18 protein-coding genes are annotated in these 24,200 nt (G+C 59.8%); 11 read left to right on the top strand and 7 right to left on the bottom strand.

Annotation, left to right across the window (positions count from 1 at the left end; genetic code table 11):
- Positions 1-27: 27 nt before the first annotated feature.
- From CPter91_RS13545 to CPter91_RS13535, 3 genes are all read left to right on the top strand, one after another.
- Entirely contained in the window at positions 28-1,401 is a 1,374-nt protein-coding gene (locus CPter91_RS13545; RefSeq protein ID WP_061941157.1) for a lysine N(6)-hydroxylase/L-ornithine N(5)-oxygenase family protein, read from the top strand.
- 50 nt (positions 1,402-1,451) lie between these two features.
- Entirely contained in the window at positions 1,452-3,671 is a 2,220-nt protein-coding gene (locus CPter91_RS13540; RefSeq protein WP_061941155.1) for a TonB-dependent siderophore receptor, read from the top strand.
- A 203-nt stretch (positions 3,672-3,874) separates the two neighbouring features.
- Complete coding sequence (locus tag CPter91_RS13535) at positions 3,875-4,696, top strand: formyltransferase family protein (protein WP_061941153.1); 822 nt, start codon at positions 3,875-3,877, stop codon at positions 4,694-4,696.
- Positions 4,697-4,778: 82 nt separating this feature from the next.
- Here the strand turns inward: CPter91_RS13535 and CPter91_RS13530 are convergent, their stop codons facing one another.
- Entirely contained in the window at positions 4,779-7,136 is a 2,358-nt protein-coding gene (locus CPter91_RS13530) for a xanthine dehydrogenase family protein molybdopterin-binding subunit (RefSeq protein WP_061941151.1), read from the bottom strand.
- Complete coding sequence (locus tag CPter91_RS13525; protein WP_061941150.1) at positions 7,133-7,597, bottom strand: (2Fe-2S)-binding protein; 465 nt, start codon at positions 7,595-7,597, stop codon at positions 7,133-7,135. Before CPter91_RS13525 ends, CPter91_RS13530 begins: the two co-directional genes overlap by 4 nt.
- A gap of 215 nt (positions 7,598-7,812) precedes the next feature.
- On the opposite strand from CPter91_RS13525, the gene CPter91_RS13520 reads away from it, so the two are divergent.
- Entirely contained in the window at positions 7,813-9,873 is a 2,061-nt protein-coding gene (locus tag CPter91_RS13520; protein ID WP_236905810.1) for an OPT family oligopeptide transporter, read from the top strand.
- Positions 9,874-9,996: 123 nt separating this feature from the next.
- Here the strand turns inward: CPter91_RS13520 and CPter91_RS13515 are convergent, their stop codons facing one another.
- Together CPter91_RS13515 and CPter91_RS13510 are read right to left on the bottom strand one after the other, a co-directional pair.
- Positions 9,997-11,043 (bottom strand): DMT family transporter, encoded by a 1,047-nt coding sequence (locus CPter91_RS13515; protein ID WP_061941148.1) that lies wholly within the window; start codon positions 11,041-11,043, stop codon positions 9,997-9,999.
- Between the two features lie 31 nt (positions 11,044-11,074).
- Entirely contained in the window at positions 11,075-11,764 is a 690-nt protein-coding gene (locus CPter91_RS13510) for an ArsR/SmtB family transcription factor (RefSeq protein WP_061941146.1), read from the bottom strand.
- Positions 11,765-11,855: 91 nt separating this feature from the next.
- On the opposite strand from CPter91_RS13510, the gene CPter91_RS13505 reads away from it, so the two are divergent.
- The 3 genes from CPter91_RS13505 to CPter91_RS26515 all read left to right on the top strand — a co-directional run bounded on the left by CPter91_RS13505 (position 11,856) and on the right by CPter91_RS26515 (position 16,120).
- Complete coding sequence (locus tag CPter91_RS13505) at positions 11,856-13,319, top strand: MFS transporter (RefSeq protein ID WP_082792828.1); 1,464 nt, start codon at positions 11,856-11,858, stop codon at positions 13,317-13,319.
- Between the two features lie 118 nt (positions 13,320-13,437).
- A complete protein-coding gene (locus tag CPter91_RS13500) occupies positions 13,438-14,052 on the top strand; it encodes a putative pterin-binding protein (protein WP_061941144.1) in 615 nt (204 codons plus the stop codon).
- Between the two features lie 448 nt (positions 14,053-14,500).
- The gene (locus CPter91_RS26515) at positions 14,501-16,120 is read left to right on the top strand and encodes a glycosyltransferase family 9 protein (RefSeq protein WP_150119691.1); all 1,620 of its coding nucleotides are present in this window, start codon (positions 14,501-14,503) and stop codon (positions 16,118-16,120) included.
- 8 nt (positions 16,121-16,128) lie between these two features.
- Here the strand turns inward: CPter91_RS26515 and CPter91_RS13485 are convergent, their stop codons facing one another.
- A complete protein-coding gene (locus tag CPter91_RS13485; RefSeq protein WP_061941138.1) occupies positions 16,129-17,376 on the bottom strand; it encodes a glycosyltransferase family 9 protein in 1,248 nt (415 codons plus the stop codon).
- A gap of 393 nt (positions 17,377-17,769) precedes the next feature.
- On the opposite strand from CPter91_RS13485, the gene CPter91_RS13480 reads away from it, so the two are divergent.
- The gene (locus tag CPter91_RS13480; RefSeq protein WP_061941136.1) at positions 17,770-19,020 is read left to right on the top strand and encodes a glycosyltransferase family 9 protein; all 1,251 of its coding nucleotides are present in this window, start codon (positions 17,770-17,772) and stop codon (positions 19,018-19,020) included.
- A gap of 160 nt (positions 19,021-19,180) precedes the next feature.
- Positions 19,181-20,434 carry a glycosyltransferase family 9 protein gene (locus CPter91_RS13475; protein ID WP_061941134.1) on the top strand — a complete coding sequence of 418 codons (1,254 nt, stop codon included), beginning with the start codon at positions 19,181-19,183 and terminating at the stop codon, positions 20,432-20,434.
- A 9-nt stretch (positions 20,435-20,443) separates the two neighbouring features.
- On the opposite strand, the gene dinB is transcribed toward CPter91_RS13475, so the two are convergent.
- Complete coding sequence (gene dinB, locus CPter91_RS13470) at positions 20,444-21,601, bottom strand: DNA polymerase IV (RefSeq protein ID WP_061941132.1); 1,158 nt, start codon at positions 21,599-21,601, stop codon at positions 20,444-20,446.
- A gap of 277 nt (positions 21,602-21,878) precedes the next feature.
- Positions 21,879-22,457, bottom strand: coding sequence for a TetR/AcrR family transcriptional regulator (locus tag CPter91_RS13465; protein WP_061941130.1), 579 nt, complete (start codon positions 22,455-22,457; stop codon positions 21,879-21,881).
- A 156-nt stretch (positions 22,458-22,613) separates the two neighbouring features.
- Between CPter91_RS13465 and CPter91_RS13460 the strand changes: the two genes are divergently transcribed.
- Together CPter91_RS13460 and CPter91_RS13455 are read left to right on the top strand one after the other, a co-directional pair.
- Positions 22,614-23,366, top strand: coding sequence for an SDR family NAD(P)-dependent oxidoreductase (locus CPter91_RS13460; RefSeq protein ID WP_061946210.1), 753 nt, complete (start codon positions 22,614-22,616; stop codon positions 23,364-23,366).
- 103 nt (positions 23,367-23,469) lie between these two features.
- A complete protein-coding gene (locus CPter91_RS13455; RefSeq protein WP_061941128.1) occupies positions 23,470-24,102 on the top strand; it encodes a class I SAM-dependent methyltransferase in 633 nt (210 codons plus the stop codon).
- The last annotated feature ends 98 nt before the right edge of the window (positions 24,103-24,200 follow it).

Raw genomic sequence — 24,200 nt, 5'->3', positions numbered from 1 at the left:
CGGCTAAAACTGATAAGGACCTTAGACATGCAACGAGATAGCCTGTTTGACATGATTGGCGTCGGTTTCGGACCGTCCAATCTTGCACTTGCCGTACGCCTGGCTGAAGAGCCTGGCGCAGCCAGCCTGGCGCATTGCTTTATCGAGCGCCAGCCCGAGTTCGGCTGGCATCGCGGCATGCTGCTGGATGATTGCCGCATGCAGATTTCCTTCCTCAAGGATCTGGTCACCTTGCGCGATCCGAAGAGCCGTTTTACGTTTATCAACTATCTGTTTGAGCGCGGCCGCTTGCCTGATTTCGTCAACCTCAAGAGCTTTTACCCGACCCGGGTGGAATTTCATGACTATCTGAACTGGGTTGCCCAGGCTTTCGATGACCGCGTGCATTACGGCGAGACCGTGACCGGGGTGGAAGCGGTGACGGCGCCGGACAGCAGCGGCCAGGTCAACGCCGTGCGGGTATTTTCGCGCGACGAGGCTGGGCGCGAATGGCAGCGCGTAACGCGGGCGCTGTCGATTGGCATCGGCGGCAGCGCGCAGGTGCCCGAGGCATTTGCTGCGTTGGGGCCGCACAACGTGATCCATACCGCCAACTACCTGACCTCCATCGACCGCGTAGTGGGCGCGCCGCAAAGCGGCCCGCGCAAACGGATTGCGGTAATCGGGGCGGGGCAGAGCGCAGCCGAGGTTTTCATCGACCTGACCCGACGCTTCCCCGGCGTCGACGCCAGCCTGGTGATCCGTTCAGGCGCGCTGAAGCCGGCGGACGACAGCCCGTTCGTCAACGAGATTTTCAGTCCGGCTTTCACTGATGTCATCTTCGCCCAGAACAAAGACATGCGGCGCTCGCTGATAGACCGTTTCCGCGACACCAATTATGCGGTGGTCGACCGTGCGCTGATCGAACAGATCTATGAAATGCTGTACCTGCAAAGCGTCGGCGGCGAACCGCGCCACCGCCTGCTGGCCAACACGGCGATAGAAACTGCCGTACGCCACAGCAACGGCCAGCTGGAGCTGACCTTGCGCGACCGCCTCAGCGGCCATGCCTGCGCCGAGCGCTTCGACGCGCTGGTGCTGGCCACCGGTTACGGCCGCGCCACCCATCTTGGCCTGCTGGACGGCCTCGCTCCTTACCTGGGCGACGCGCTACAGCAGGGCAACGTCGGGCGCGACTACCAGCTGGCGACGCCGGCGCACTTCAAGCCACGCATTTACCTGCAGGGCTGCTGCGAGGATAGCCATGGCCTCTCCGACACCTTGTTGTCGGTGCTGGCCTTGCGTTCGGACGAAATCACGGCTTCCCTGATGCAGGGCGCCGACCAGGCCAGGGCCAGCGGGCCGCAGATAGAACAAAAAAATAACGGGGTGGGCGGCGGCCGCATGGCTTCCGCTCTTTGAAGAGGAACGCAGCTAACAGCTAGCTGCATAGCAATTGGAGTTATAAGAAGATGGAATGGACAACAGGTACGCGTCGGCGGGCAATGGCGGTAGCGATCAGCGTGATATTCGACGCTGGCGTGGTCGGTTACGCGCACGCACAACAAGTGGGACAGCCAGCAGGCGATGTGCAGAAAAACAGTAAGGCACAATCGGCCGCCACGCCAGATAGTACCCTACCCGAAATCAGCGTCAGTGCGGGGGCTGACGACAACGGCACGGTAGGTTTGGTGGCCAAGCGCAGTGCTACCGGCACCAAGACCGATACGCCGCTCAATGAAATTCCGCAGACCATCAACGTCGTCACGGCGGCGCAGATCGAGCAGACCGGCGCTGCCAGCGTCAACGATGCCTTGCGCTACGTGCCGGGCTTTTCGACCTACGGTTCGGAAGTGCGCTCGGACTGGTATTCGGTCTTGCGCGGCTTCACGCCTACCGTGTACACCGACGGCTTGGCGGTGCCGACCACCATCAACCTGGCCAGCTGGCGCGTCGATCCCTTCATGATCGACAGCATCACCGTACTGCGTGGTCCCAGCTCGGTGCTGTACGGCCAGGGCGATCCGGGCGCCATCGTGGACGTCCAGAGCAAACTGGCCAACGGCGAACGCATCCGGGAAGTGCAGATGCAGCTCGGCGATTACGCCAGGAAGCAGATTGCTTTCGATATCGGCGACAAGATCGATGTCGACGGCAAGCTGTCGTACCGCGTGCTCGGCGTTGGCCGCGACGGCAATTCCCTGACCGGACCGAACAGCGAGCGGCGCATTGCCTTCTCGCCATCCATCAGATGGCAGCCGGACGCCAATACCTCGCTGACCGCGGCCTTGACCTACCTGCAAGACCATGGCGACGCTTCCAACAATTTCCTGCCGGCGCAGGGCACCGTCCTGCCGAATCCGAATGGCACGATTTCAGAGAACCTGTACACCGGTGATCCAAACTTCTCGCATTACCGCAAGAAGCAATGGTCGGCCGGCTACCAGTTCGAGCACAAGTTCGATCCGGTCTGGACTTTCCGCCAGAACCTGCGCCTGATGCATCTGTCGCTGGACCAGGGGCAGGTGTTCGGCGGTGGATTGGATGGCGACGATCCGACCCAGCAATCGATGGTGCGTTACGTCGGCGACTACCAGTTCAACTACAGCCGCTTCGATATCGACAACCAGGCGCAGGCAAAATTCCGGCAGGGCCCGTTCGATCATACTGTGTTGCTGGGCCTGGAGTACAACCGTCAGCGCACCAGCGACACCGAACTGATGGCTACCGCGCCAAGCCTGAACATGTATAACCCGGTATATGTCCCGATCACGAATGCGATCTTCTCTTCGCCTGCCGCATTTCCGCGTACCGATACGCGCACCACGCTGAGCATGCTCGGCGCCTACGCCCAGGATCAGATCAAATGGCGGCGCTGGACCTTAACCGTCGGCGGCCGGCAAGACTGGAGCGACACCAAGCAGAGCGACCTGGCCGGCGGCACCTCGTTCCAGCAGAACGACCATGCCTTCTCGGGCCGGGTCGGACTGGTCTACCTGGGCGATTACGGTCTCTCGCCTTACCTCAGCTATTCAACCTCGTTCAATCCGGTGATTGGCGTCAGGATGGCTAGCGGCGGGTTGGCGGCGCCGACCAAGGGCCGCCAGGTCGAAGCCGGGGTGCGCTGGCAGCCGGAAGGCAAGAACCTGACGTTGAATGGCGCGCTGTACCAGATCTACCAGAACAATGTGCTGACGCCGGATCCTAACGATCCGACCCAGACGTTTTCGGTACAGACCGGGCAGGTGCGTTCGCGCGGTCTTGAGCTGAGCGCGGTCGGCAACATCACGCGTGAATTCTCCATCATTTCGGCCTATGTGTACCAGGATGTAAAGAATACCCAGGCCAACGATTCTTCGCTGGGGAAATGGCCGGTCGATATTCCGAGGCCGCGCCAGATGGCATCGCTGTGGGGTGACTGGACCTGGCACACCGGTGCGCTGGCAGGTTTCGGCCTGGGCGCGGGTATCCGTTACCAGAGCAGTGCAGCGGGGGCGTCTGACAATTCGCTGCTGGTGCCGAGCAACACGGTGTATGACGCCGGCGCGCACTACGACATGCAGAACTGGCGCTTCACGTTGAATGCATCGAATCTGTTCAACCGTCGTTTCGTCAGCGGCTGCCAATCGGTGAATACCTGCTTCTACGGTAATCAGCGCACGGTGGTGGCGTCTGCCAAATACGTCTGGTAAGCGTTCTTAACACCGTCGTCATCCCCGCGCACGCGGGGATCCAAGTTACCTAGCATGACGATGAACATGGATTCCCGCCTGCGCGGGAATGATCGGGGCGCGTAGCTGGGGTCGCCTAGACGTGGCCGACGAGGCCGGGGCGTGTAGCTGGGGTTGCCTAGACGGGGTCGCCCAGACCGTATTAATAATCAATGACAATAGCCATGCAAAAGAAAAAACTCGTTTATATCTGGTCCCTCAGGAATGCCGCCGCCGACAAGGCCGGGCAGGAGGTCGCCTACAAGGATGGCGCGCGCTACATGAAGTCGGTGCTGGAATCGCTGGTGGAAGCGCTCAACCAGACCGAGCTGGGGCAAATGTATTCCCTCGAAAAAGTGATCTACGACGACGATGCTGAACTGGCCATCGACAGGGAGAAACTGAGGGAATACGGTTTTTCGTATGAGCCGGGCAAGCGCTGGTTTTATCCCCCCGATCTACAAGTGCAGGGGCGGCCGGTGAACGAGCTGCTGCTGGCCATTCCATCGGCTTACCGGCGGCACGGCATGCAGGCGCCGGAGCGCGTGGCGGGTAAAAGCGCGTTTGAAAAGCACTTGCTGGACACCTTGCTGGAGCTGGACGCCGACATTGTCGTGCTGGACGGCCTGCTGATCATCCTGGACGAGCTGGTGCGGCCGGGCAGCCTGTTCCACCGTAAGATCGTCAACATCCATCCGGGCGTCACCCGCCTGGAGTCTCCCTATGAGCGGCGCGGCGCCTATGCCACGCTGGATGCGCTGTACGGCGCGCGCGGTCTGAAAGTGGTCAACTGGCAAACCATGGAAACCGTACCGGTGAAGCCGCTGTACATGACTGGTGCATCTTTCCACTATGTCGATAACGGCATCGATTCCGGTGAAGTCATCCATGACGTCCTGAAGACGGAAATCGACAAGGAGGACACGATTCTTGAACTGCGCTGGAATAACTTCAATCGCAGCCTGTTTCCCGCCTTGCACGAAGGACTGGTAAAGATATATCAATAAGGCCCGTTGCCGGCGACTAAATAATAACGGCCATGCACGGGAAGTCGCATGGCCGTTATTCGGTGTGGCAGGTCAGCTCTTATCAGCTCTTCTTACTTAACTGATCGCGGATCGGCAGGTTGCGGATACGTTTGCCGGTCGCCGCAAAGATGGCGTTGCACAGGGCTGGCGCGATGGGCGGCGTGCCCGGCTCGCCGACGCCGCCGAGCGGCATGTCGTATTTGTGCGGCACCATGTGGACCCGCAGGTCGCGCGGCGCGCTGAAGGCGCGCAGCACTTCGTACTCATGGAAATTGCCCTGTTCAGCGCTGCCGTTCTTGAAGGTGATTTCCCCCGTCAGCGCCAGGCTCAGGCCCATGATGCAGGCGCCCTCGACTTGCGAGCGGATGCGGTCCGGCGTGATCTGCGGGCCACAATCGATCGCCATGTCGACTCGCGGAATGCTGATGCTGCCGTCGTCCGCCACGACCACTTCGATGACCGCAGCGACATAAGACATGAAGCTGTAGGCAACGGCCAGGCCCAGCCCGTGACCCTTGGCGACCTTGCGGCCCCAGCCGGCTTCCTTGGTCGCCAGCTCCACCACGGCGCGCATGCGGCCGGTATCGAGCGGGTACAAGACCGGCGATTCGCCGTAGTTGGTGGTGTCCGACATTTCTTGCGGATTGATCTGGCGCGCCGGACCGATCAGCTCCAGCAAGAATTCCCGATGGTCGCGCTTGGCCGCGGCCGCCAGCTCGGCGACAAACGACTGCACCGCGAAGGCGTGCGGGATGTTGTAGACCGAACGGAACCAGCCGATCCGCGTGTGCGCCTCGACTTCCGGCGCTTCGATGCGGATATTCGGAATCACGAACGGGATATTGATCGCGCCCATGCCCAGTTCGCCCGGCTGTTCGCCCTTGGCGCCGGCGACGAAGGTGGAGGCGATGGTCGGCGCCGCCGTGCGGTGCAGCCAGGCCAGCGGCTTGCCCTTCGCGTCCAGCGTGCTTTCCAGGTGTTCCAGCGAGACCGTGTGAAAGTAGTCGTGGCGCAAGTCGTCTTCGCGCGTCCAGGTCACTTTCACCGGGGCGCCGTCCATGGCTTGCGACAGCAGCGCCGCTTCGGCCGCGAAGTCCGGCTTGGATTTGCGGCCGAAACCGCCGCCTAGCAAGGTGACGTTGACTTTGACGGCGTCGGTCTTCCAGCCCAGCCGGTCCGCCACGGTGTCGCGCGTGGCTTGCGGATCCTGCACGCAGGCCCAGACTTCGCACTTGCCGTTGGCGGTGCGGGCAGTGGCGGCCGGCGGTTCCATGGTGGCGTGCGCCAGGTGCGGGATGTAGTACTCGGCTTCGATGCGTTTACCGGCGCCAGCCAGCGCAGCCATCGTATCGCCGTTGTTGCGCACCACCTTGGCCGGCTTGCGCGCGGCTTCCTGCAAGGTGCTCTTGAAGGCGGTGGAATCGTAGCCGGCATGAGGACCGTTGTCCCAGGTGATCTTCAAGGCTTCGCGGCCCTTGATCGCGGCCCAGGTATTGCGGGCAATCACGGCGATGCCGCCCAGCGGGTTGAACTTGGCCGGCGGCGGGCTGCCTTTCAGTTCGATCACGCGCAGCACGCCCGGGACCTTGAGCGCATCGGCGCTGTCGAAACTCGCTACCTTGCCGCCATACACCGGCGGCCGTGCGATTACCGCGTACAGCATGCCGTCCAGGCGAGTATCGATGCCGTAGTGGGTGTTGCCGGTGACGATGTCGCGGAAATCGACGCTGTTGAAGACGTCCTTGCCGATATAGCGGAATTGCGCCGGATCCTTCAGCTGCACTTGCGCTGCTGGAGGCACCTGCAGCTTGGCGGCATCCACCGCCAGCTCGCCATAACCCAGTTTGCGGCCGCTCTTGGCATGCAGCACTTCATGATTCTTGGTGGTGATTTCCGCTACCGGCACGCTCCAGCGCGCTGCCGCGGCAGACACCAGCATTGCGCGCGCGGTGGCGCCGACCTGGCGCATCGGGGTAAAGAAGTGACGCATGCTGCGCGAGCCGTCGGTATTCTGGTTGCCGTAGCGGCTTTCGTCGGCATGGGCTTGCACCACGCGCACCCGGCCCCAGTCGGCATCGAGTTCGTCTGCGACTACCAGCGGCAGGCTGGTGCGGATGCCTTGTCCCATTTCCGAACGGTGGGCGATGATGCTGACCATGCCGTCGGCGCCGATGGCGACAAATATCAGCGGATCGTTGACGGTGCCGCCCGGCATGCCGGCGCCGCCGTATTTCTTGGCGGGTGCGGCGGCATCCGCGGCGCTGACCAGGCCGTTGACGCCGACTGTCAGCGCCAGTCCGGTAAACGCGCCGACGCCCTTGAGCCAGGTACGGCGGCTCATGGAAGCGATAGCCGGAGCCTTGCCTTCGCCAACACTGGTGTTAGCGCTATCTTTATCGAAATCGAAAGCTGCGCTCATTTTGCCGCTCCTTTGTCCGCCACCTGCTTGATGGCCGCGCGGATACGGGTGTAGGTGCCGCAGCGGCAGATGTTGCCGCTCATGGCGTCGTCGATTTCCTTGTCGGTCGGCTTGGCGGTGGTTTTCAGCAGGGCGGTGGCGGACATGATCTGGCCGGCCTGGCAGTAGCCGCATTGCGGCACGCCCAGTGCAATCCAGGCTTCCTGCACCGCATGGCCGACCTTGTCTTCGGCCATCGCTTCGATGGTGGTGACTTTCTTGCCGGCCGCAGCGCTGATCGGGGTGATGCAGGAGCGGATCGGCTCGCCGTCCAGATGCACGGTGCAGGCGCCGCACAGGGCCATGCCGCAGCCGAACTTGGTGCCGGTCAGGCCGACGTGGTCGCGCAGAGTCCACAGCAAGGGGGTGTCTTCCGGCAGATCGATATCGTGCTGCTTGCCGTTGATATTCAGGCTTGTCATGGTTTTTTTACCTTTCCGACTTGGGTTGATGACCTATTGAAGGAGTTACGCGCCATAGTGTAGCTTATTTGATAACATGCGCTTACGCATCCTGAGCTGGTTTCTGTCTGGGCAGCTCCCCACCGGGGCATTGTAGACCTAAGTCAAATTTTTGGATGGGAAGCAACTGTTTCGAGGATAATTAGCGCATTGCAATTTTTAGTGATGGAGTTTCGATGTCCGATTTGTTGAATAAAACTGGGCGCATTGCCGATAATGTATCCCTGCCCGAACTGACGGTGCGGGGCATCATTCTTGGCGCTTTGATAACCGTCGTCTTCACCGCCTCTAATGTGTATCTGGGCCTGAAAGTCGGCCTGACCTTCTCTTCCGCCATTCCAGCCGCCGTGATTTCCATGGCTGTGCTGCGCATGTTCAAGAGCGCCAACATCCTTGAAAACAATATGGTGCAGACCCAGGCCTCAGCCGCCGGCACCTTGTCTTCGATTATCTTTATCCTGCCGGGCCTGGTGATGATCGGCTACTGGCAAGGCTTCCCTTACTGGCAAACGCTGGCGATCTGCGCCGCCGGCGGCATGCTGGGCGTGATGTTCACGATTCCATTGCGTCATGCGATGGTGGTGCAGAGCGATCTGCCCTATCCGGAAGGCGTGGCGGCGGCGGAAATCCTGCGCGTCGGCAGCGCCGATGCGGAAGCGGTCGGCGCCGACGGCAAGCCGGGCGCGAAAGCCGAAACCGGCATCGTCGACATCATGGCGGGCGGCTTGGTTGCTGCCGTCGTGACCCTGGCTTCCTCCGGTTTCCGCATCCTCAGCGAAGGCATCAGCCTGTGGTTCGCCGCCGGTCCTGCGGTGCTGCGGATTTCCAGCGGCTTCTCGCTGGCCTTGCTGGGCGCCGGCTACCTGATCGGCATCGTTGCCGGCATCGCCATGCTGATCGGCCTGCTGATCGCCTGGGGTGTGGCCGTGCCGGTGCTGACTTCGATGCACACTATCCCGGACGGCATGACGCTGGCCAAATACGCGACCGGCCTGTGGAGCAAGGACGTCCGCTTCATCGGCGCCGGCACCATCGGCGTGGCCGCGGTATGGACCTTGATCACCTTGTTCAAGCCGATGATGGAAGGCGTCAAGACCTCCTTCCAGGCCTTGAGCGGCGGTAAGGGCCGCATCAACATTCCGCGTACCGAGCAAGACTTGTCGCCGGCCTGGATCATCGGCATCACGCTGGTGCTGGTAGCGATCCTGGTCGCCACTTTCGGCAGCTTCCTCAGCGCCGCGCCGCTGACATCCGGCGTGATGTGGGGCCTGGTGGCTTACAGCGTCCTGTTCGCCGTGATCTTCGGTTTCCTGATCGCTGCCGCTTGCGGCTACATGGCCGGCCTGATCGGTTCTTCCGCTAGTCCGATTTCCGGCGTCGGCATTGTCGCCGTGGTGCTGGTCTCCCTGCTGATCCTGCTGGTCGGCAGCGCCGATGGCTTGCTGGCGACCGAAACCGGCAACAAGCTGGGTATCGCGCTGGCGATCTTCACGACTTCCGCCGTGATCGCTGTGGCCACCATTTCCAACGATAACCTGCAGGATCTGAAAACCGGCTGGCTGGTCGGCGCTACTCCTTGGCGTCAACAGGTGGCTTTGCTGATCGGCTGCGTGGTCGGCGCCGTGGTGATTCCGCCGGTACTGGAACTGCTGTACAACGCTTATGGCTTCGCCGGCGCCATGCCGCGTGCCGACATGGACGTGGCGCATGCCTTGTCGGCGCCGCAGGCGACCCTGATGACGGCGATTGCCACCGGCATCTTCACCCATCAGCTGAACTGGGACATGATCCTGATCGGCCTCGGCCTCGGCGTCGCGCTGGTGATCGTCGATGAAATCCTGCGCCACCGCGGCGGCTTTGCCCGCCTGCCGGTACTGGCGGTCGGCATCGGCATCTATCTGCCGCCGACCGTGGCGTCGACCCTGGTGCTGGGTACCTTGCTGGCTTGGGGCATTGAGCGTGTCCTCAAGAAGCGCGCGCAGCAGAAGGGCGTGCCTTACGAGCAGTATGCAGAACCGTCCAACCGCCGCGGCGTGCTGCTGGCGTCCGGCCTGATCGTCGGCGAAAGCCTGGTGGGCGTAGTGCTGGCAGGGATCATCGGTTTCAGCGGCACGGATTCGCCGCTGGCGCTGGTGGGGTCGGCGTTTGAAGGCACAGCACAATGGCTGGGTCTGATCGTGTTCGTGGCGGTGGCCTGGATTTTTGCACGACGGGTGCTGACCGCAAAGACACAATAAACCAAGCACAGTCCGGCTGACAGCCGGACCGCGCAGCAGTCAAATGGATCGGTTCGATATGCGCTTTTTTATAGCGTAGATCGGCCGGTCCATTTTCTTTGGCTGAGCACTTCCTGCAAGACCTCAGTGCTGGTGCCGATGATGAATGTCGGGATAGTGCGCGTGGCTGTGGCTGATCGGCAGATGGCGGTGCGGATGGCTGTGTGGTTCGCGGCCATCCCATTCGAAGTCGTGTTCGTGCTGGTGATGCAGGTCATGGCTGTGGCGATGGCCGTGCTCGATTTCCTCGTGGCTGTGGGCATGCTGATGGCGTTCCGTCAGGTGCAGCCAGATGCCGAACGCCATCAATGCCGCCGCCAGCCAGAACAGCCCGCCCACGGCTTCCTGCAGAACCAGCAGCGAAATCGCCGCGCCGATGAAAGGCGCAGCCGAAAAGTAAGTGCCGGTGCGGGCGCTGCCAAGGTGGCGCAGCGCCAATACGAACAGCACCAGGCTGAGGCCGTAGCCGCCGAAGCCGATCAAGGCCGCGGCGCCGATGCTGGCGATCGCGGGCAAGCTTGCTCCCAGCAGCAAAGCCAGCGCCAGGTTGACCAGGCCGGCCACCAGGCCCTTGAGCGCGGCGATCTGCACCGCATCGCTGGCGGAAATCCGCCGCGTCAGATTGTTGTCGATGGCCCAGCACAGGCAGGCCGCCAGGATCGCCAACGGTCCCCACGGCAGGCCGAATTGCGGCATCTGCTGCCACGACAGCAGCACGCCGGCGAGAACGATCACCAGCATGCCGAGGGCGATGCGGCGATCGAAATTTTCCTTGAACACGAACCAGGCCAGCAGGGCAGTCAGCACACCTTCCATGTTGAGCAGCAGCGAAGCGCTGGAAGCCGGCGTCTGCGCCAGCCCGAACATCAGCAGCAGCGGACCGCCGATGCCGCCGCTGAGGATGGCGGCGGCCAGCCAGGGCAAGTCGGCTTTGCGCAAGCCGTCGGCAGCGCCCTGGTTGCCGCGCAGGCGGCGCAGCCCATACCAGAGCGACAGGCCGGCGCCGCTGCCGAGATATGGCAGGGCCGCCAGCATCACGGGCGAGACCTGGCCGACCAGCAGCTTGGCGAAGGGGGTGCTGGCGCCGAACAAGGCAGCGGCCAGCAATGCGAACATGACACCTTGGTGCATGAGTTACTTCCTGATAAGTCAAAACGAGCTGCTAGGGCTGGTCCAAAGTGATGCCGAATTGCGCCGTCAAAGCGCTGCGGCCCTCGGCGGTAATGGCGACCACGCGCGAATGCTTGCTGCGCGTCAGCCAGCCCAGTTCAATCATGCGCTTGGCCAGCGTCGCCCCGAGCGCCCCGGCCAGGTGGTCGCGCCGTTCGCTCCAGTCCAGGCAAGGGTAGGCGAACTGGCGCCGGCTCTTTTGCAGCTCGTCGGTATTGATGCCGAACTGCTTGAACCAGGTTTCGCCCGAAGCCGATAGTTCAAACAGGCCGTCGTCGGCATGCAGCAAGCCGCGTTCCACCAGCGTTTCAGTCAGACGGGTGCCCAGTTTGCCAGCCAGGTGGTCATAGCAAAAGCGCGCGGTGCAGATCGCATCGTTGCCGGTGGCCTGGCCGACCCGCTTGCGCTTAGGCGCGAACACCATCAGCGACTCGATCAGGCGCGCCACTTCCGGCGACGCCAGCCGGAAATACTTGTGGCGGCCCTGGCTGGTCATCTCCAGCAGGCGGTCTTCCACCAGCTGCTTCAGGTGGCTGGTGGCGGTGGCCGGCTTGATATCGGTGCCGTAGGCCAGTTCCTTGGCGGTCAGGGCGCGGCCCTCCATCAGCAGCGCCAGCATCTGAATACGGGTAGGATCGCCTATGGTGCGGGCAAGTCGGCTTAGGTCGGGTTCGTTGTCCATAGTTTGATGGTAACCGTACTGTTGTTGTGTGACAAGCGACCCGGACGGGCTCAGAATCAAGGCTTGCTTACTCTGTTACTGGATGGCCGTAATGACCTCTCATCAAGCGCTACCCACTATCGAATCGACAATTTCGGCGACAACTTCAGCAACACCTTCAGCGACACCTTCAGTTGCAAATGAAGCAACGGCGGCAGTCAAATGGACGATTGCTGCAAGCAGCTTCGCGTTTGTCGTGGTCCAGCTCGACGTCACGATCGTCAACGTCGCCTTGCCGCAAATAGGCGCCGACCTCGGCGCGCAAGTATCGGCCTTGCAGTGGGTGGTGGATGCCTACACGCTCGGCTTCGCGGTGTTCCTGCTTTCGGCCGGCGCATTGGGCGATAAATTCGGTTCCAAGCGCCTGTTCCTGGCCGGATTCCTGTTATTCGCCTTGACGTCCCTGGCTTGCGGACTGGCGCCGACCGCAGGCTTCCTGAATATTGCGCGCGCCTTGCAGGGCATAGGTGCGGCCTTGCTGGTGCCGAGCTCGCTGGCGATCTTGAACCGCGCCTGCGCCCATGATAAAAAACTGCTAGCTAAAGCGATTGGCCTTTGGACCGCGGCCGGCGGCGTCTCGATTGCCGCCGGCCCGGTGATCGGCGGCCTGTTGCTGGCGGTCGCCGGCTGGCGCAGCATCTTCCTGGTGAACCTGCCGATCTGCGCACTCGGTTTCCTGCTGACCTGGCGCGTGGTGCCTGCCGTCGCAGCAAGCACGCATGCGCGTTCTTTCGATCCGTTCGGGCAGTTGCTGGCGATCATTGCGCTGACCGGGCTGGTCGGCGCCGTGATTGAATTCCATCCGCTCGGCCTGCGGCATCCGCTGGTGATCGCCGGATTCTGCATCGCTCTGCTAGCCGGCGCCGCCTTCATCATGGTCGAGCGCAAAGTGCCGCATCCCATGCTGCCGCTGAACTTCTTTCACCAAACCAGTTTTACCGCCGCGGTGCTGTTCGGCGTGCTGGTCAATTTTTCCTATTACGGCGTGATCTTCGTCATCAGCTTTTATCTACAGAAAGTACAGAACTACAGCGTGCTGCAAGCGGGCCTGGCGTTCCTGCCGCTGACCGGCACCTTCATTTTCTCCAACCTGGTCAGCGGCTGGCTCATCGGCAAGGCCGGCATCCGCCTGCCGATGGTGCTGGGCGGCCTGATCGGTGCCGCCGGTTATGGCCTGCTAGGCAGCATCGGCATCGCCGAGCATGCCAGCTTCATGCACATGCTGCCCGGTTTCATACTGATTCCGGCTGGGATGGGGCTGGCGGTGCCGGCCATGACCACCTCGATCCTGTCCGGCGTCGAGAAAAGCAGGGCCGGCACCGCCTCAGCGGTATTGAACACCGCCAGGCAGGTCGGCGGCGCGGTCGGCGTTGCGGTATTCGGCGCGCTGGTGAGTGACGGCGTCGCCGGCGACATGAGCAGCGGCGTCAGGATCGCGCTGGCGACTGCGACCGTGTTGCTATTGATGGCGGCGGGACTGGGCTACCTGGTCAAGCCGAAAGCCGTGGCAAGTTAAGCGGCTGTTGTTGCTGGCGTAATTTTTTTCAAAAGAATGCGGTGGCTGCCCGAAAGCGCTTCTACAATTGCTGATCGCGCGGTGCCGGGATCGCGCCGTTTTCACCAAGGAGCCATGAATGAAAAAACGCCAGTTCTTATCGACCGCCGCTGCCTCCATCGCCGGGGCTTTGGGCGCATCTGTACTACCATCATTCGCCGCGGCCGCCACCGCCAAGGACGCCAAAGCCAGCGGTCCGGTCGTGCTGACCATCGCCGGCGCCATCGAGCGCAGCAACCGCGGCCCGACCGATGCCGTGATCGACCAGATGATGCACAAGCAGAATGTACAATTCAAGCGCGCCTTCGCCTTCGACCTCGCCGCACTTGAGAAGCTGCCCGCAGCGACCATCAATCCGACCCTGGAATACGACGGCAAGCCGCATCAGCTGCGCGGCCCGCGCCTGACCGCCGTGCTGGACATGCTCGGCGCCAGCAAGGCGGCCGATACCCAGATCGTCTTCCATTCGGTGGACGGCTATATGCCGCAGGTGGGTCTCGATCAGCTGCGCAAATACGACTATATCCTGGCCACGCAGATCGATGGCATGCCGCTGGCTATAGGCGGTTTTGGTCCCATCTTCGCCATCTACGACGCCGACCGGATTCCAGAACTGGCGCAGAAGCCGCTGGCCCAGCGCTTTGCGCTTTGTCCTTGGGGCTTGTATTGCATTGAGGTTGTGGCGGGGAAGTGATCTGGCGTCTACGTCAAAGCAATTTGTGATAGCCAGATTTGATGATCGTCTGGCTCATCGCTTGATGGGCCATGTTGCGAGCGTATATTGGGCTTGCCTTTGCTCGCGGTGTGGATTGCACCACCTGATCCATGTCAAGCGGTGTTATGCTCCCGTTTTGTCGATTTGTGTCCCGTCCTGTTTTCATGCAGTTGAATGCGTCACGCCAGTTTGAGGTAGCCCGGCTTTGATGGACATCTCAAATAGGGGACAATATGTCCTAGAGAGGATCCCATGAAAGCAAAGCTATCGATTTCCTGTAGACCGTTTTAAGCTGGAGTTTTTCTTATGTTGGGCTGTTTTAATCTTGATAAAAAATAGCCCGACAAAATCACCACCGGCCCATCCAAATTTCAGATCTCAACCAATACACCACTTTCGACTAAAGCTCAGTCTGATTCAAGGAACTATGAATAGAAGCATATTTGCCGATTCAGCGGAAGATTGGTTTCAGGCGCAATGCGATAACCACAATCATCAACGATGGATGGAGTCTATCGCTGTGGGAATGATTGCCTCACGGCGCTCATGCCTCAGCCCTGAGCAACGCAGCCAATGTGCTGAAATGCTCTGTGAAGCCAGCCTCAAATTGGCTGACGCAGGATTCGCTTCCGAAATACTTGCTTCCCATTTGAACTTCATAGAAGACATCTCCAAGGCAACAGTGCTGCTGCATCAGTTTTGTGATCATTGCACTGCGGAGCAGCTGCGACGCGTGTTGCCCGGATTGCACTACACGCCTCAGCAGTATTGCGATCTGGGACAATATTTGTCTGGTCTGCGCAAATTCGATCTTGCCGAAACCGTCGGTGACAGTTGGGAAGATGATCATCCCAGTTCGATGGCGGGTTCAGCCAGCAGTTTTCTACCTTGGGTTTACTGGCGCCAGCTACGCTACGAGAAAGCGTTGACCTGTTTTGAATCAAATTATTCGAAATACGCCCACTCTGACGATCTTGTGGGGCAGGCAATAGTTCTTGGCTTTATGGGACGCTATGCGGACAGCGCGGCTCGCTACAAGGAGCTGGAAACCATCCAGCCAATTAGCGGCGACGCATGCAAACCGCTCGCCATGGCCCTGTTTGGCTCAGGAGACGTACGCGGGGCGATGGAACGGCATGAAGGCCGTGTGCTTGGCCCGGCGTTTGTAGAAAAGGCCCCGCCTGATCTTCCGCGATGGAATGGTGATCAATTGCAGGGAGGGCTGCTGGTACTGCTGGATCCGGGGTGGTCTATCGGTGATTATTTAATGTATGCGCGCTATATTCCGCTGTTGCGGAGGAAAGTAGCGCGGGTTCGGATTGAAGCGCCGGCCGATATGCACGCGGTATTGCGTGCTGCATATCCTGAAGCGGAATTGGTGACGCACATTGACACCGGAGAGTGCGAGGCTTACGCCTGGCTGATGAGTTTGCCCGTCGCACTGCAGCTCTGGTCGACTGTTGGTGAAACGCTTCCCTGGTTGAGGCCTGACGAAGAACGTACCATGCATTGGAAGCGCTGGTGGGCACAACAGGATGACGGCGCGACTGTGCCAAGACCGCGTATTGGTTTATGCTGGCGCGGCAACCCGAACACCTATCACGACCGTTTTCGCAGCATCGCCTTCGAAGACTTTGTGCCGCTACTTGCGGCCCGGTCTAATATTGACTGGGTCAATCTACAGTTGGGCTCGAACGAGAGACCGGGTAACACCATGCTGGAGGCGCTGGGCTCGCGCTGGCTCGATCCGATGCCAGGCGTCACCGATTTCATGGACACTGCCGCGCTGATCGCCACGCTCGACTGCGTATTGACCATCGACAGTGCGGTCGCCCATATTTGTGGCTCTACCGGCGTGCACATGGTGCTCTTGGTTCCGATCTGGGGTGAGTGGCGCTGGCAGACCGGTGAGCATTCTTTGTGGTACCCGAACGCCACGCTGGTGCGTACGCCGGCGGACAGTTCTTTCAGGCACACGATCATGGGGCTGGCAAATGAGTGGCCTGAGAAAAACGATATTTCGGGGAGTGCCGGGGGCAGGCGGTAGCGTGTGATTTATGCAGCAACGCCACGAAGGCTTATCAAGTCTTGTAAATCGCGAGCAACGTTAGACAGTGGCAAAGACCAGTCGCCCAAAGCGTTTTGGCGATACAGTCGCATCGACGCGTACCACGGCGTGAAATATTGGTCGTTGTACCAGCGAGTATCAGCCGTCGCTGACAACAGAGTCCACACTGGTCGACCCATCGCTCCAGCCAGATGAATAGGGCCGGTGTCCGGAGCAATAAGCAAGTCCAAATGATCGAGTACGCTGGCCGTTTGGGAGAAATTTTCAATATGTGAACCAAGATCTCTCACGCCATGTTTGTCCAGCAGATCCCGTTCCTCGATTGTTACCCCGCCAACATGAATTGAGTAAAACTGACATCCCTGCTGGCTCAGGAGTGGCGCCAATGTCGCGAGTGTGAGGGAACGGTATGGTTCACATCTATTTGTATTTGTACTGCGCCACAATATGCCTATTTTTAAGCATTTTCTGTCCAGAGGATCGTCCGATAACTGTTCCCGAATGAGAGTAGGGAGGCTCTCGGCATTCGCAGCTTGAGCCCACGGTGATGATGGTTCCGGCGGGTAGAATGGCGTGTCCTGATAGCGTGCGAATAAAGTGAATGACCACGTGACGAAATCATGGTTATCTAAAATATCCTCTATATTCGCCCCACTAATTTCACCTAGCCACGACCTGGGCTTCAGGACGCCTGCCACAATATCAGGTCGTTGTATCGTGACGTGTTCAACACCCTCGAGGCGCATAGATTCCAGGTAGCGGGAGTACATCATGAAATCTCCAATGCCTCCCTCGTAGAGAACAGCTACGCGTTTGCCCGCTATTGAATCATCCAAGTTGAGGAATTTCTTTTGAAATAATTCGGTATTTCGTTGGTACTCGCTTGGGTAAAGCGACTTTATCAGTGGTTTGAACGACGATGCACACCTGAGCGAACGATATATAGAATGTGCCTCGCGAAACTTGCCAATTCCGTATAAAGCGAACGCCAACTCATGTTTGGCGAGATATAGATCGTCGTCACTTAGATTGCCATCCAGCCCTTCTGCAATCGCTATTCCTGCCTCGGCATACAGACCAAGAAAATTCATGTCAATGCCGATCTGTACTCGATCAAATGGCGATTTAGCTTCATTCCGCCATTGCAGCAGCAGTTCAATGGCATCCACCCCGAAACCGCCCGCACGGAGGGCCAGCCAAAGAGCGCGCGCTGTTGAATAGCTCTTGTCGCGCATGTGGTTTGCGAAGAGTGGTCCTAGGATGTCGCTTGATGACATGAAAATATGGCCCCGTTTGTTTAGTCAGAGAAAATCGTTTTATAAGTGGAATTTCTGTGGCAGTTAAGCCGCCGATTTTATCACTGGCAGCGCGCGAAGTATGCCGCGTCCGGAGTTTGATTGGCCAGACTGGCAGTGGTTTGGGTCACGCAGTGGCTTGGGTCTGGCCTTGAAATGACACTTTTCTCAATAAGATTCTAAGAGTTAGCGTTAAATAACAAAGTATCATGTGGCATAACCAGGCCTGATCCATGCGTTTTCAAACGCAGCACAAGAGCTTCAAGATGGCCCTCTCGATCAACGCCGCCATCGGACTCGTCACATTTATTCATAAAATTCGCCCCGGCACATATGTCATCTTTTAACGACCTGATCACCGCCTATACTCTCTATCAGCAAGAGACCCATATCCGGACCGCGCTGGATCTTATTCGTCAACTACATCTGGCCGGCAAAGCCGAGGACGCCATCGCTCTGGCGTTGAAATGGTCGGGCCGGGCGAAAGAGCCGATAGCGCGCGCGCAGCTGGCTTATTATATGAGTTGCCTGGGCATGCTGGCGCCGGCTGAAGCCATATTGCAGGAAGTGTTGCCGCAAGTGGAATCGGACGATGATACCTACTACCAGGTCAGGCTGGAATTGGCGATCGTAAAGTACTGCCTGGGCAAATTTCACGAGGCGCAGCAACTGCAACGTCCGCTGCACAGCAGCAGGTGGAGTGAAGTGTGGAGTCGGCTGGCTTCGAACAATCGCGACAACAGCTGGTTCCTGCCCTACAGGGACAAGGTGCTGTACGACCAGCCGGTGGCCGGGAAAATCATCCTGATCACCAGCGAAGGCGGTGTCGGCGATCTGCTACATTTTTTCCGCTACGTGAAAAATTTGCAGCAAGAAGGCGCAGCGCAGATTTATTGCCAGGTACCGGCTGCGATGCAAAGCTTGATCGCCAATAGCCGCCTGCCAATCGTAATTGTCGACCACAACTTCGTCGGCATGGACAAGTGCGACATCATTACCGGGGTTTTCGCACTGTTTACCCGCTATCAGAAAAACCCTTATTTTCCTCCCGCAGCCGAGGCCTATCTTGGATTGGCGGCCGACTATGTCCTGCCCGCCGGCATCCAGGAAAAACTCACAGGACGTGGCGGCGGTCGGCGCCGCATCGGACTAGTCTGGCGCAGCGAAACCCGGGTGCGGCACGAACCCTTCCGCTCGATCGATCTGCATGCGCTGGCGCCGCTACTGGCAAGCGTCGATGCTGATTTCTTTTCGCTGCAGGTGGGAACGTTGAGCGACACGGAGAAACATTTGCTGGAGCAGTATCAGGTCGTTGACCTGGCGCCGCAGCTGCGCTCATTCGAAGACAGCGCCCATGTACTGGAACAGCTTGATTTGCTGCTGACGATTGATTCGGCGCCTGCGCACCTGGCGGGCGCCCGCCAGCGGCCGGTGTGGCTGATGCTGGCACAATCCTGCGACTATCGCTGGTATGACTGCCAGCGTTTTACCCCCTGGTATTCCTCGATGCGCTTGTACCGGCAGGCCGCGCTCGGCGACTGGGGGGGCGTGGTTGCGGCCATCAGCGCGGATTTATCGTCATGAGCTGTTTGCATTGTAAATGCAGGGGAGCTTACCGCCGAATCGGCGGCCGTTTACATAACGCTGTCGATGATGATCTCATGACCTGCCTGGATGGGCAGATTCGATGGACGGCAACAGATCGGCGGCTGGCGCATATTTCCCGCTGCGAACTTAGATAACCATGAACAATCTCACAGATCTCGTTGCGGCCTACCGCACCTACCAGAGCCAGGCCAGCCTGGAAAACGCGCTCAACCTGATGCGCAAGCTGCGTGGCTGCCGCAAGGTCGAGGATGCTATCGAGCTTGCCCTCAAATGGTCGGATAAGGCCGATACGCTGTTGCAGCGCACCCAGCTTGGCATCGACATGAACTACCTGGGCATGTTCAGCCAGGCGTCGCCATTGCTGGAGGAAGCGCTGCCGCAGTGGCCGGCCTATCCGCATGAATACTACCTGAACGCGTCGGAAGTGATGTTGACGCGCTATTGCCTGGGCAATTACCAGGATGCCCATCCCTTGTTCAGGAAGCTGCGCTCGGCCGAATGGTGCGAAGTCTGGAGCAGGCTGTCGTCTCCGAATGGAGACAATGCTTGGTTCCTGCCGTACAAGGATAGAGTCCTGGAGGGCCAGCCGGTGGCCGGGAAGCGGATCATGATTGCGCTTGAAGGCGGCGCCGGCGACTTGCTGCAGTTCCTGCGCCACGCGGAAAGCTTGCAACGGGACGGAGCGGCCGCGATCTACTGCCAGGCGCCGCACTATCTGCACGGGCTGCTCAACAACAGTTCGCTGCCGATAACGCTGGTAGACAACCTGCAGGTCGATTTCGATTACATCACGTGGCCGTTTTCATTGCACGCGATTTACCAGGAGTCGCCGTATTTCCCCAGCGCGCAAGAGGATTATCTGACGCTGTCGGACGAGTATCGTCTGCCGGAAATTCTGCAACAGAAACTGGCCGGCGGGCGCGGCGATGGCCGCCGGCGCATCGGCCTGACCTGGCGCAGCGAGTCCGGCGCTCGGCATGAACCGTTCAGGTCTACCGAACTTAGTACCCTCGTGCCTTTGCTAGAACATGAGACAGCCGAATTCTTTTCACTCCAGGTTGGCACTCTGAGCGAGGAAGAAAGAGGTTTGCTGGAGCGGCACGGCGTGACCAACCTGGGCGCCTATTTGCAGTCGTTTGAAGATACCGCCCACGTCCTCAAGCAACTGGACCTGCTGATTACGATGGATTCGGCGCCTGCACATCTGGCAGGCGCCTGCAATATACCGGTGTGGGTGATGCTGGCGCAGGCTTGCGATCACCGCTGGTATGTCGGTCAGCGCTATACGCCGTGGTATGCGTCCATGCGCCTGTACCGTCAAGCAGCGCTCGGCGATTGGCGGCCGGTGATTGACGACATGCTGGCCTCGCTGACCACGCAACAGGATTGAGCCGTCGGCTTATTCCTCGCCAAACAATTCACCTTGCGCCAGCATGGGACTGCTGTCGCTCAGTTCTTTCCGCGACAGCGCCGTAACCCGTACCCCCAGCAAGCGCAAGCGCCGGTCCAGGGTGACCCGGCGCAGACATTCGCCGGCTGCCTGCCGGATGGTTGCCGCGTCGTCGGTCGCATCCGGCAAGGTCAGGTCGCGCGTTACGCCGCGAAAGTCGGCAAACTTCAATTTGATGCCGATGGTGCGCCCGACATAACCCTTCCTTTGCAGATCGCCGGCAAGGCGCACGCAGAGATCGGTGAATATCGGAGTGAGCGTGTCGCGGTCGAGCTTGGCGTGCAGGTCGCGCTCGAAAGTCGATTCTCGGCTGATCGATTTGGTTTCCGAACTGGTGACGACCGGCCGTTCGTCCTGGCCATGGGAAATGCGCACCAGCCATTCGCTGTAGGTGCGGCCGAAATGGTCTTGCAGCTGCGCCGGGTCGGCGGCGGCCAGGTCGCCGATGGTGTGCAGTCCGAGTGCGCTGAGTTTTTCCGCGGCCTTGGGGCCGATGCCGTTGACCTTTCTTGCCGCCAGCGGCCAGATGCGCGTGGGGATGTCTGCTGTGCTGATCAGGGTGACGCCGCCCGGTTTGTCCAGTTCCGAACAGATCTTGGCCAGCAGCTTGTTGGGAGCGACGCCGATCGAGCAGGACAGGCCGGTGGCGGTGCGCACGGCGTCCTTGATGCGTTGCGCCAGCGGCCGGATCTCTTCCGCGTGTTCGCTGAGGTCGATATAGATTTCATCGATGCCGCGGTCCTCTATCAGCGGCGCGATTTCGGCCACGGCGTTTTTGAACAGGCGCGAGTAATGGCGATAGGATTCGAAATCGGTAGGCAGCAGGATGGCGTCCGGCGCCAGCTTGGCGGCTTTCATCATGCCCATCGCGGAGAACACGCCAAGTGCGCGCGCCTCATAAGTGGAAGTGGTGACGACACCGCGGCCGACATAGTCGCGCAGCTTGTGGAACTGCAGCTTGCCGTCGGCGCCGGGTTCGGGGCGGTGGCGCGAACCGCCGCCGATGACGACCGGCTGGCCACGCAGCTCAGGGTAGCGCAGCAGCTCCACCGACGCGTAGAAAGCGTCCATATCCAGATGTGCGATACGACGAATTGGTGCTTCCATGGGGCAGATGAAATGAGATATTCAATACAGCCATAGGATAACACTACTGTATGTAAATACAGTGCGTAAAATCAGGGTTTTGTTTAGGTTTCGATGCTGCCATGGCATGTTTTAGTGCAGGTTCATTGACATTTCAACCAAATTTATCCCTTGCCAAGGTAGGTCTCCAGCCACCAGATATTGCCCTCCAGACCGCGGATCCCTGCACTGCGGTCGCCCTACATGGCGCACTCGCTCGCTCAACGTCTCGGCAATAGCCATCCGAAGCCTAGCTGATTCAGCATGTTGCCTTCTTGGCGTCGCTGCTCAACCGATTTGGCAGGATGGCGCTAGTAACAATGTGAACGAGATGATCGGTCCGTGGCGCGAATGACGGTAGGTCGACGAGCCAGCCGAGCGCCGCCATCAGGCCGAACAGGTCGTCCCCATTCATGTCGGTGCGTGCCGTTCCTTCGGCTTGAGCACGGAGCAGTAGTCGCGCGCTCGCTGAGTGCACCGCTGCGCATGAAGCATAAAGAGCAGAGTCCGGGTTCGTGTGGGCGGCCGCCATCAGGGCGACGACGCCCCTATAGCTTTGGGCGAATGCCATCCATTCGCTAAACCAGGACACGAGCGCTTCGCCAGGTGAATTCGACGTTTCGAGTTCGTCTGCCTTCTGCGTCAATGCGTCCAGATTCGTACACAACAACGCTTCAAACAAGGCTTCTCGCGTCGGGAAATGACGCAGCAGTGTAGCCAATCCAACGTCAGCCCGACGGGCGATATCTCGCATGGATGCGTCGACACCGTGCTTGGCGACAACGTCGTGCGCGACTGCAAGTAGATGGCTGTAATTTTTTTTGGCGTCGGCTCGCATGGGGCTCCTTGACAATCGGTTCACTGATCCATATAATCGGATCACTGGTTCAGATGCTGCGAATCAGGATCTGGATCTGTGATCCGAATGATACAGCGCCTTTGTACCAATGGGAACAGCGGCGCTGCTTTACAGCACAAACGAAAGGTGAAGATTGTGAAAAAATTAGACGGTAAGGTTGCAGTTATCACGGGCGGAAGCAGCGGGATTGGCTTGACCACAGCCAAGCGCTTCGTGGAAGAAGGTGCGCACGTCGTGATCACTGGGCGGCGAGAGAAAGAGCTGATGGAGGCCGCCGCCTCCATCAAGGGAAACGTTACGACGGTCGTGGGCGACGTGTCGCGCTTGGAAGATCTGGACCGGCTCTATGCCGTCGTGAAAGAGAAACATGGTCACATCGACGTTCTCTTCGCGAACGCGGGCGCAGGGACAATCGCACCGCTCGCGGTAGCTACTGAGGCCCATTTTGACCAGACCTTCGACGTGAACGTGAAGGGAACGTTCTTTACGGTGCAGAAGGCCCTTCCTCTCTTCAAAGACGGCGGTTCGATTATCCTGAACTCCTCGGTCTCAAATGTCCTCGGGCTTCCAGGATTTACTGCTTACGCCGCGAGTAAGGCGGCTGTGCGCAACTTCGCGCGCGGCTGGGCTTTGGAATTAAAAGACCGCAAGATCCGCGTAAATAGTATGAGTCCCGGAGCAATCGACACCCCGGCCTTGGCGACGACGACGGGCCTTACCGCTGAACAGGCCGAGCAAGCAGTCGCACAGTTCACCACGCAGATCCCAATGGGCCGCAGAGGCATGCCCGAGGAAATAGCGGCAGCAGTCGCGTTCCTGGCCTCCGATGAAAGTTCCTACATCACCGGTGTGGATCTCGCCGTCGATGGAGGCATGGCGCAGGTCTGACCCCGGCGCGCTCCCGTGGCTGGCCGACAAGCCCCGCCAGTCGTGGGACCACGTTTCTCGCACTTTAGTTATTACCTATACCCAACTGTAACGGAGATTCCCGATGTACGAACAATCCAAACTATCCGAGTTGATCCAGTTCGCACGAGTTGTTGCGGGCTCTACCGTCATCGATGTGTACCCAGGCGACGGCGACTGGACTCGTCTCTTCTCCGACATCGTGGGACCCGGAGGACGGGTCTACAGCTTCGTGCCGGCCGAAGTCGCCAACTTCAAGAACGATCCGCTAGGCCGCATGCGGACGCTCGCGAAGGAGCCGGGCCGAGAGAACGTCGAAGCGGTCTCCGCGGACCTCGTGGCGATGCCGAAGGCTACGCAACCAGCGGACGTCCTGTGGTTGCACCTGTTCTACCACGATCTCCACACCGAGCTGATGCAGGCCAGGGGCGCAACGGCGGCCCACTTCAATCGAGCCGTCTACGAGCGGTTGAAGCCCGGTGGGTCCTACGTCATCGTAGACCACGCCGCCGCCGTCGGGGCGGGCACGAGCGGCGCCCAGTCGCTGCATCGGATTGAGCCTGCATCCGTTCGCGAGGAGGTGGAGGCGGCCGGTTTCGTACTGGACGCGGAGAGCACCATGCTCGCGAACAATGGCGATCTGCACTTGATCAAGGTGTTCGATCCGTCAATCAAGGGCGAGACCGATCGCTTCGCCTATCGGTTCGTGAAACCCTGACAGGCTTCCTTGATAAAGTTGGGTTCGCATCATGACTTTATCGCTCGGCGCTTGCCGAGGGGAGGGCGGCTAGATGATAATCAATTTCCGGTGCATGT

Origin of the sequence: Collimonas pratensis, assembly GCF_001584185.1 — a bacterium.
Classification (GTDB): domain Bacteria; phylum Pseudomonadota; class Gammaproteobacteria; order Burkholderiales; family Burkholderiaceae_D; genus Collimonas; species Collimonas pratensis.
Note: the sequence above shows the minus strand (reverse complement) of the source record. Positions and strands in the feature narration are given on the sequence as shown.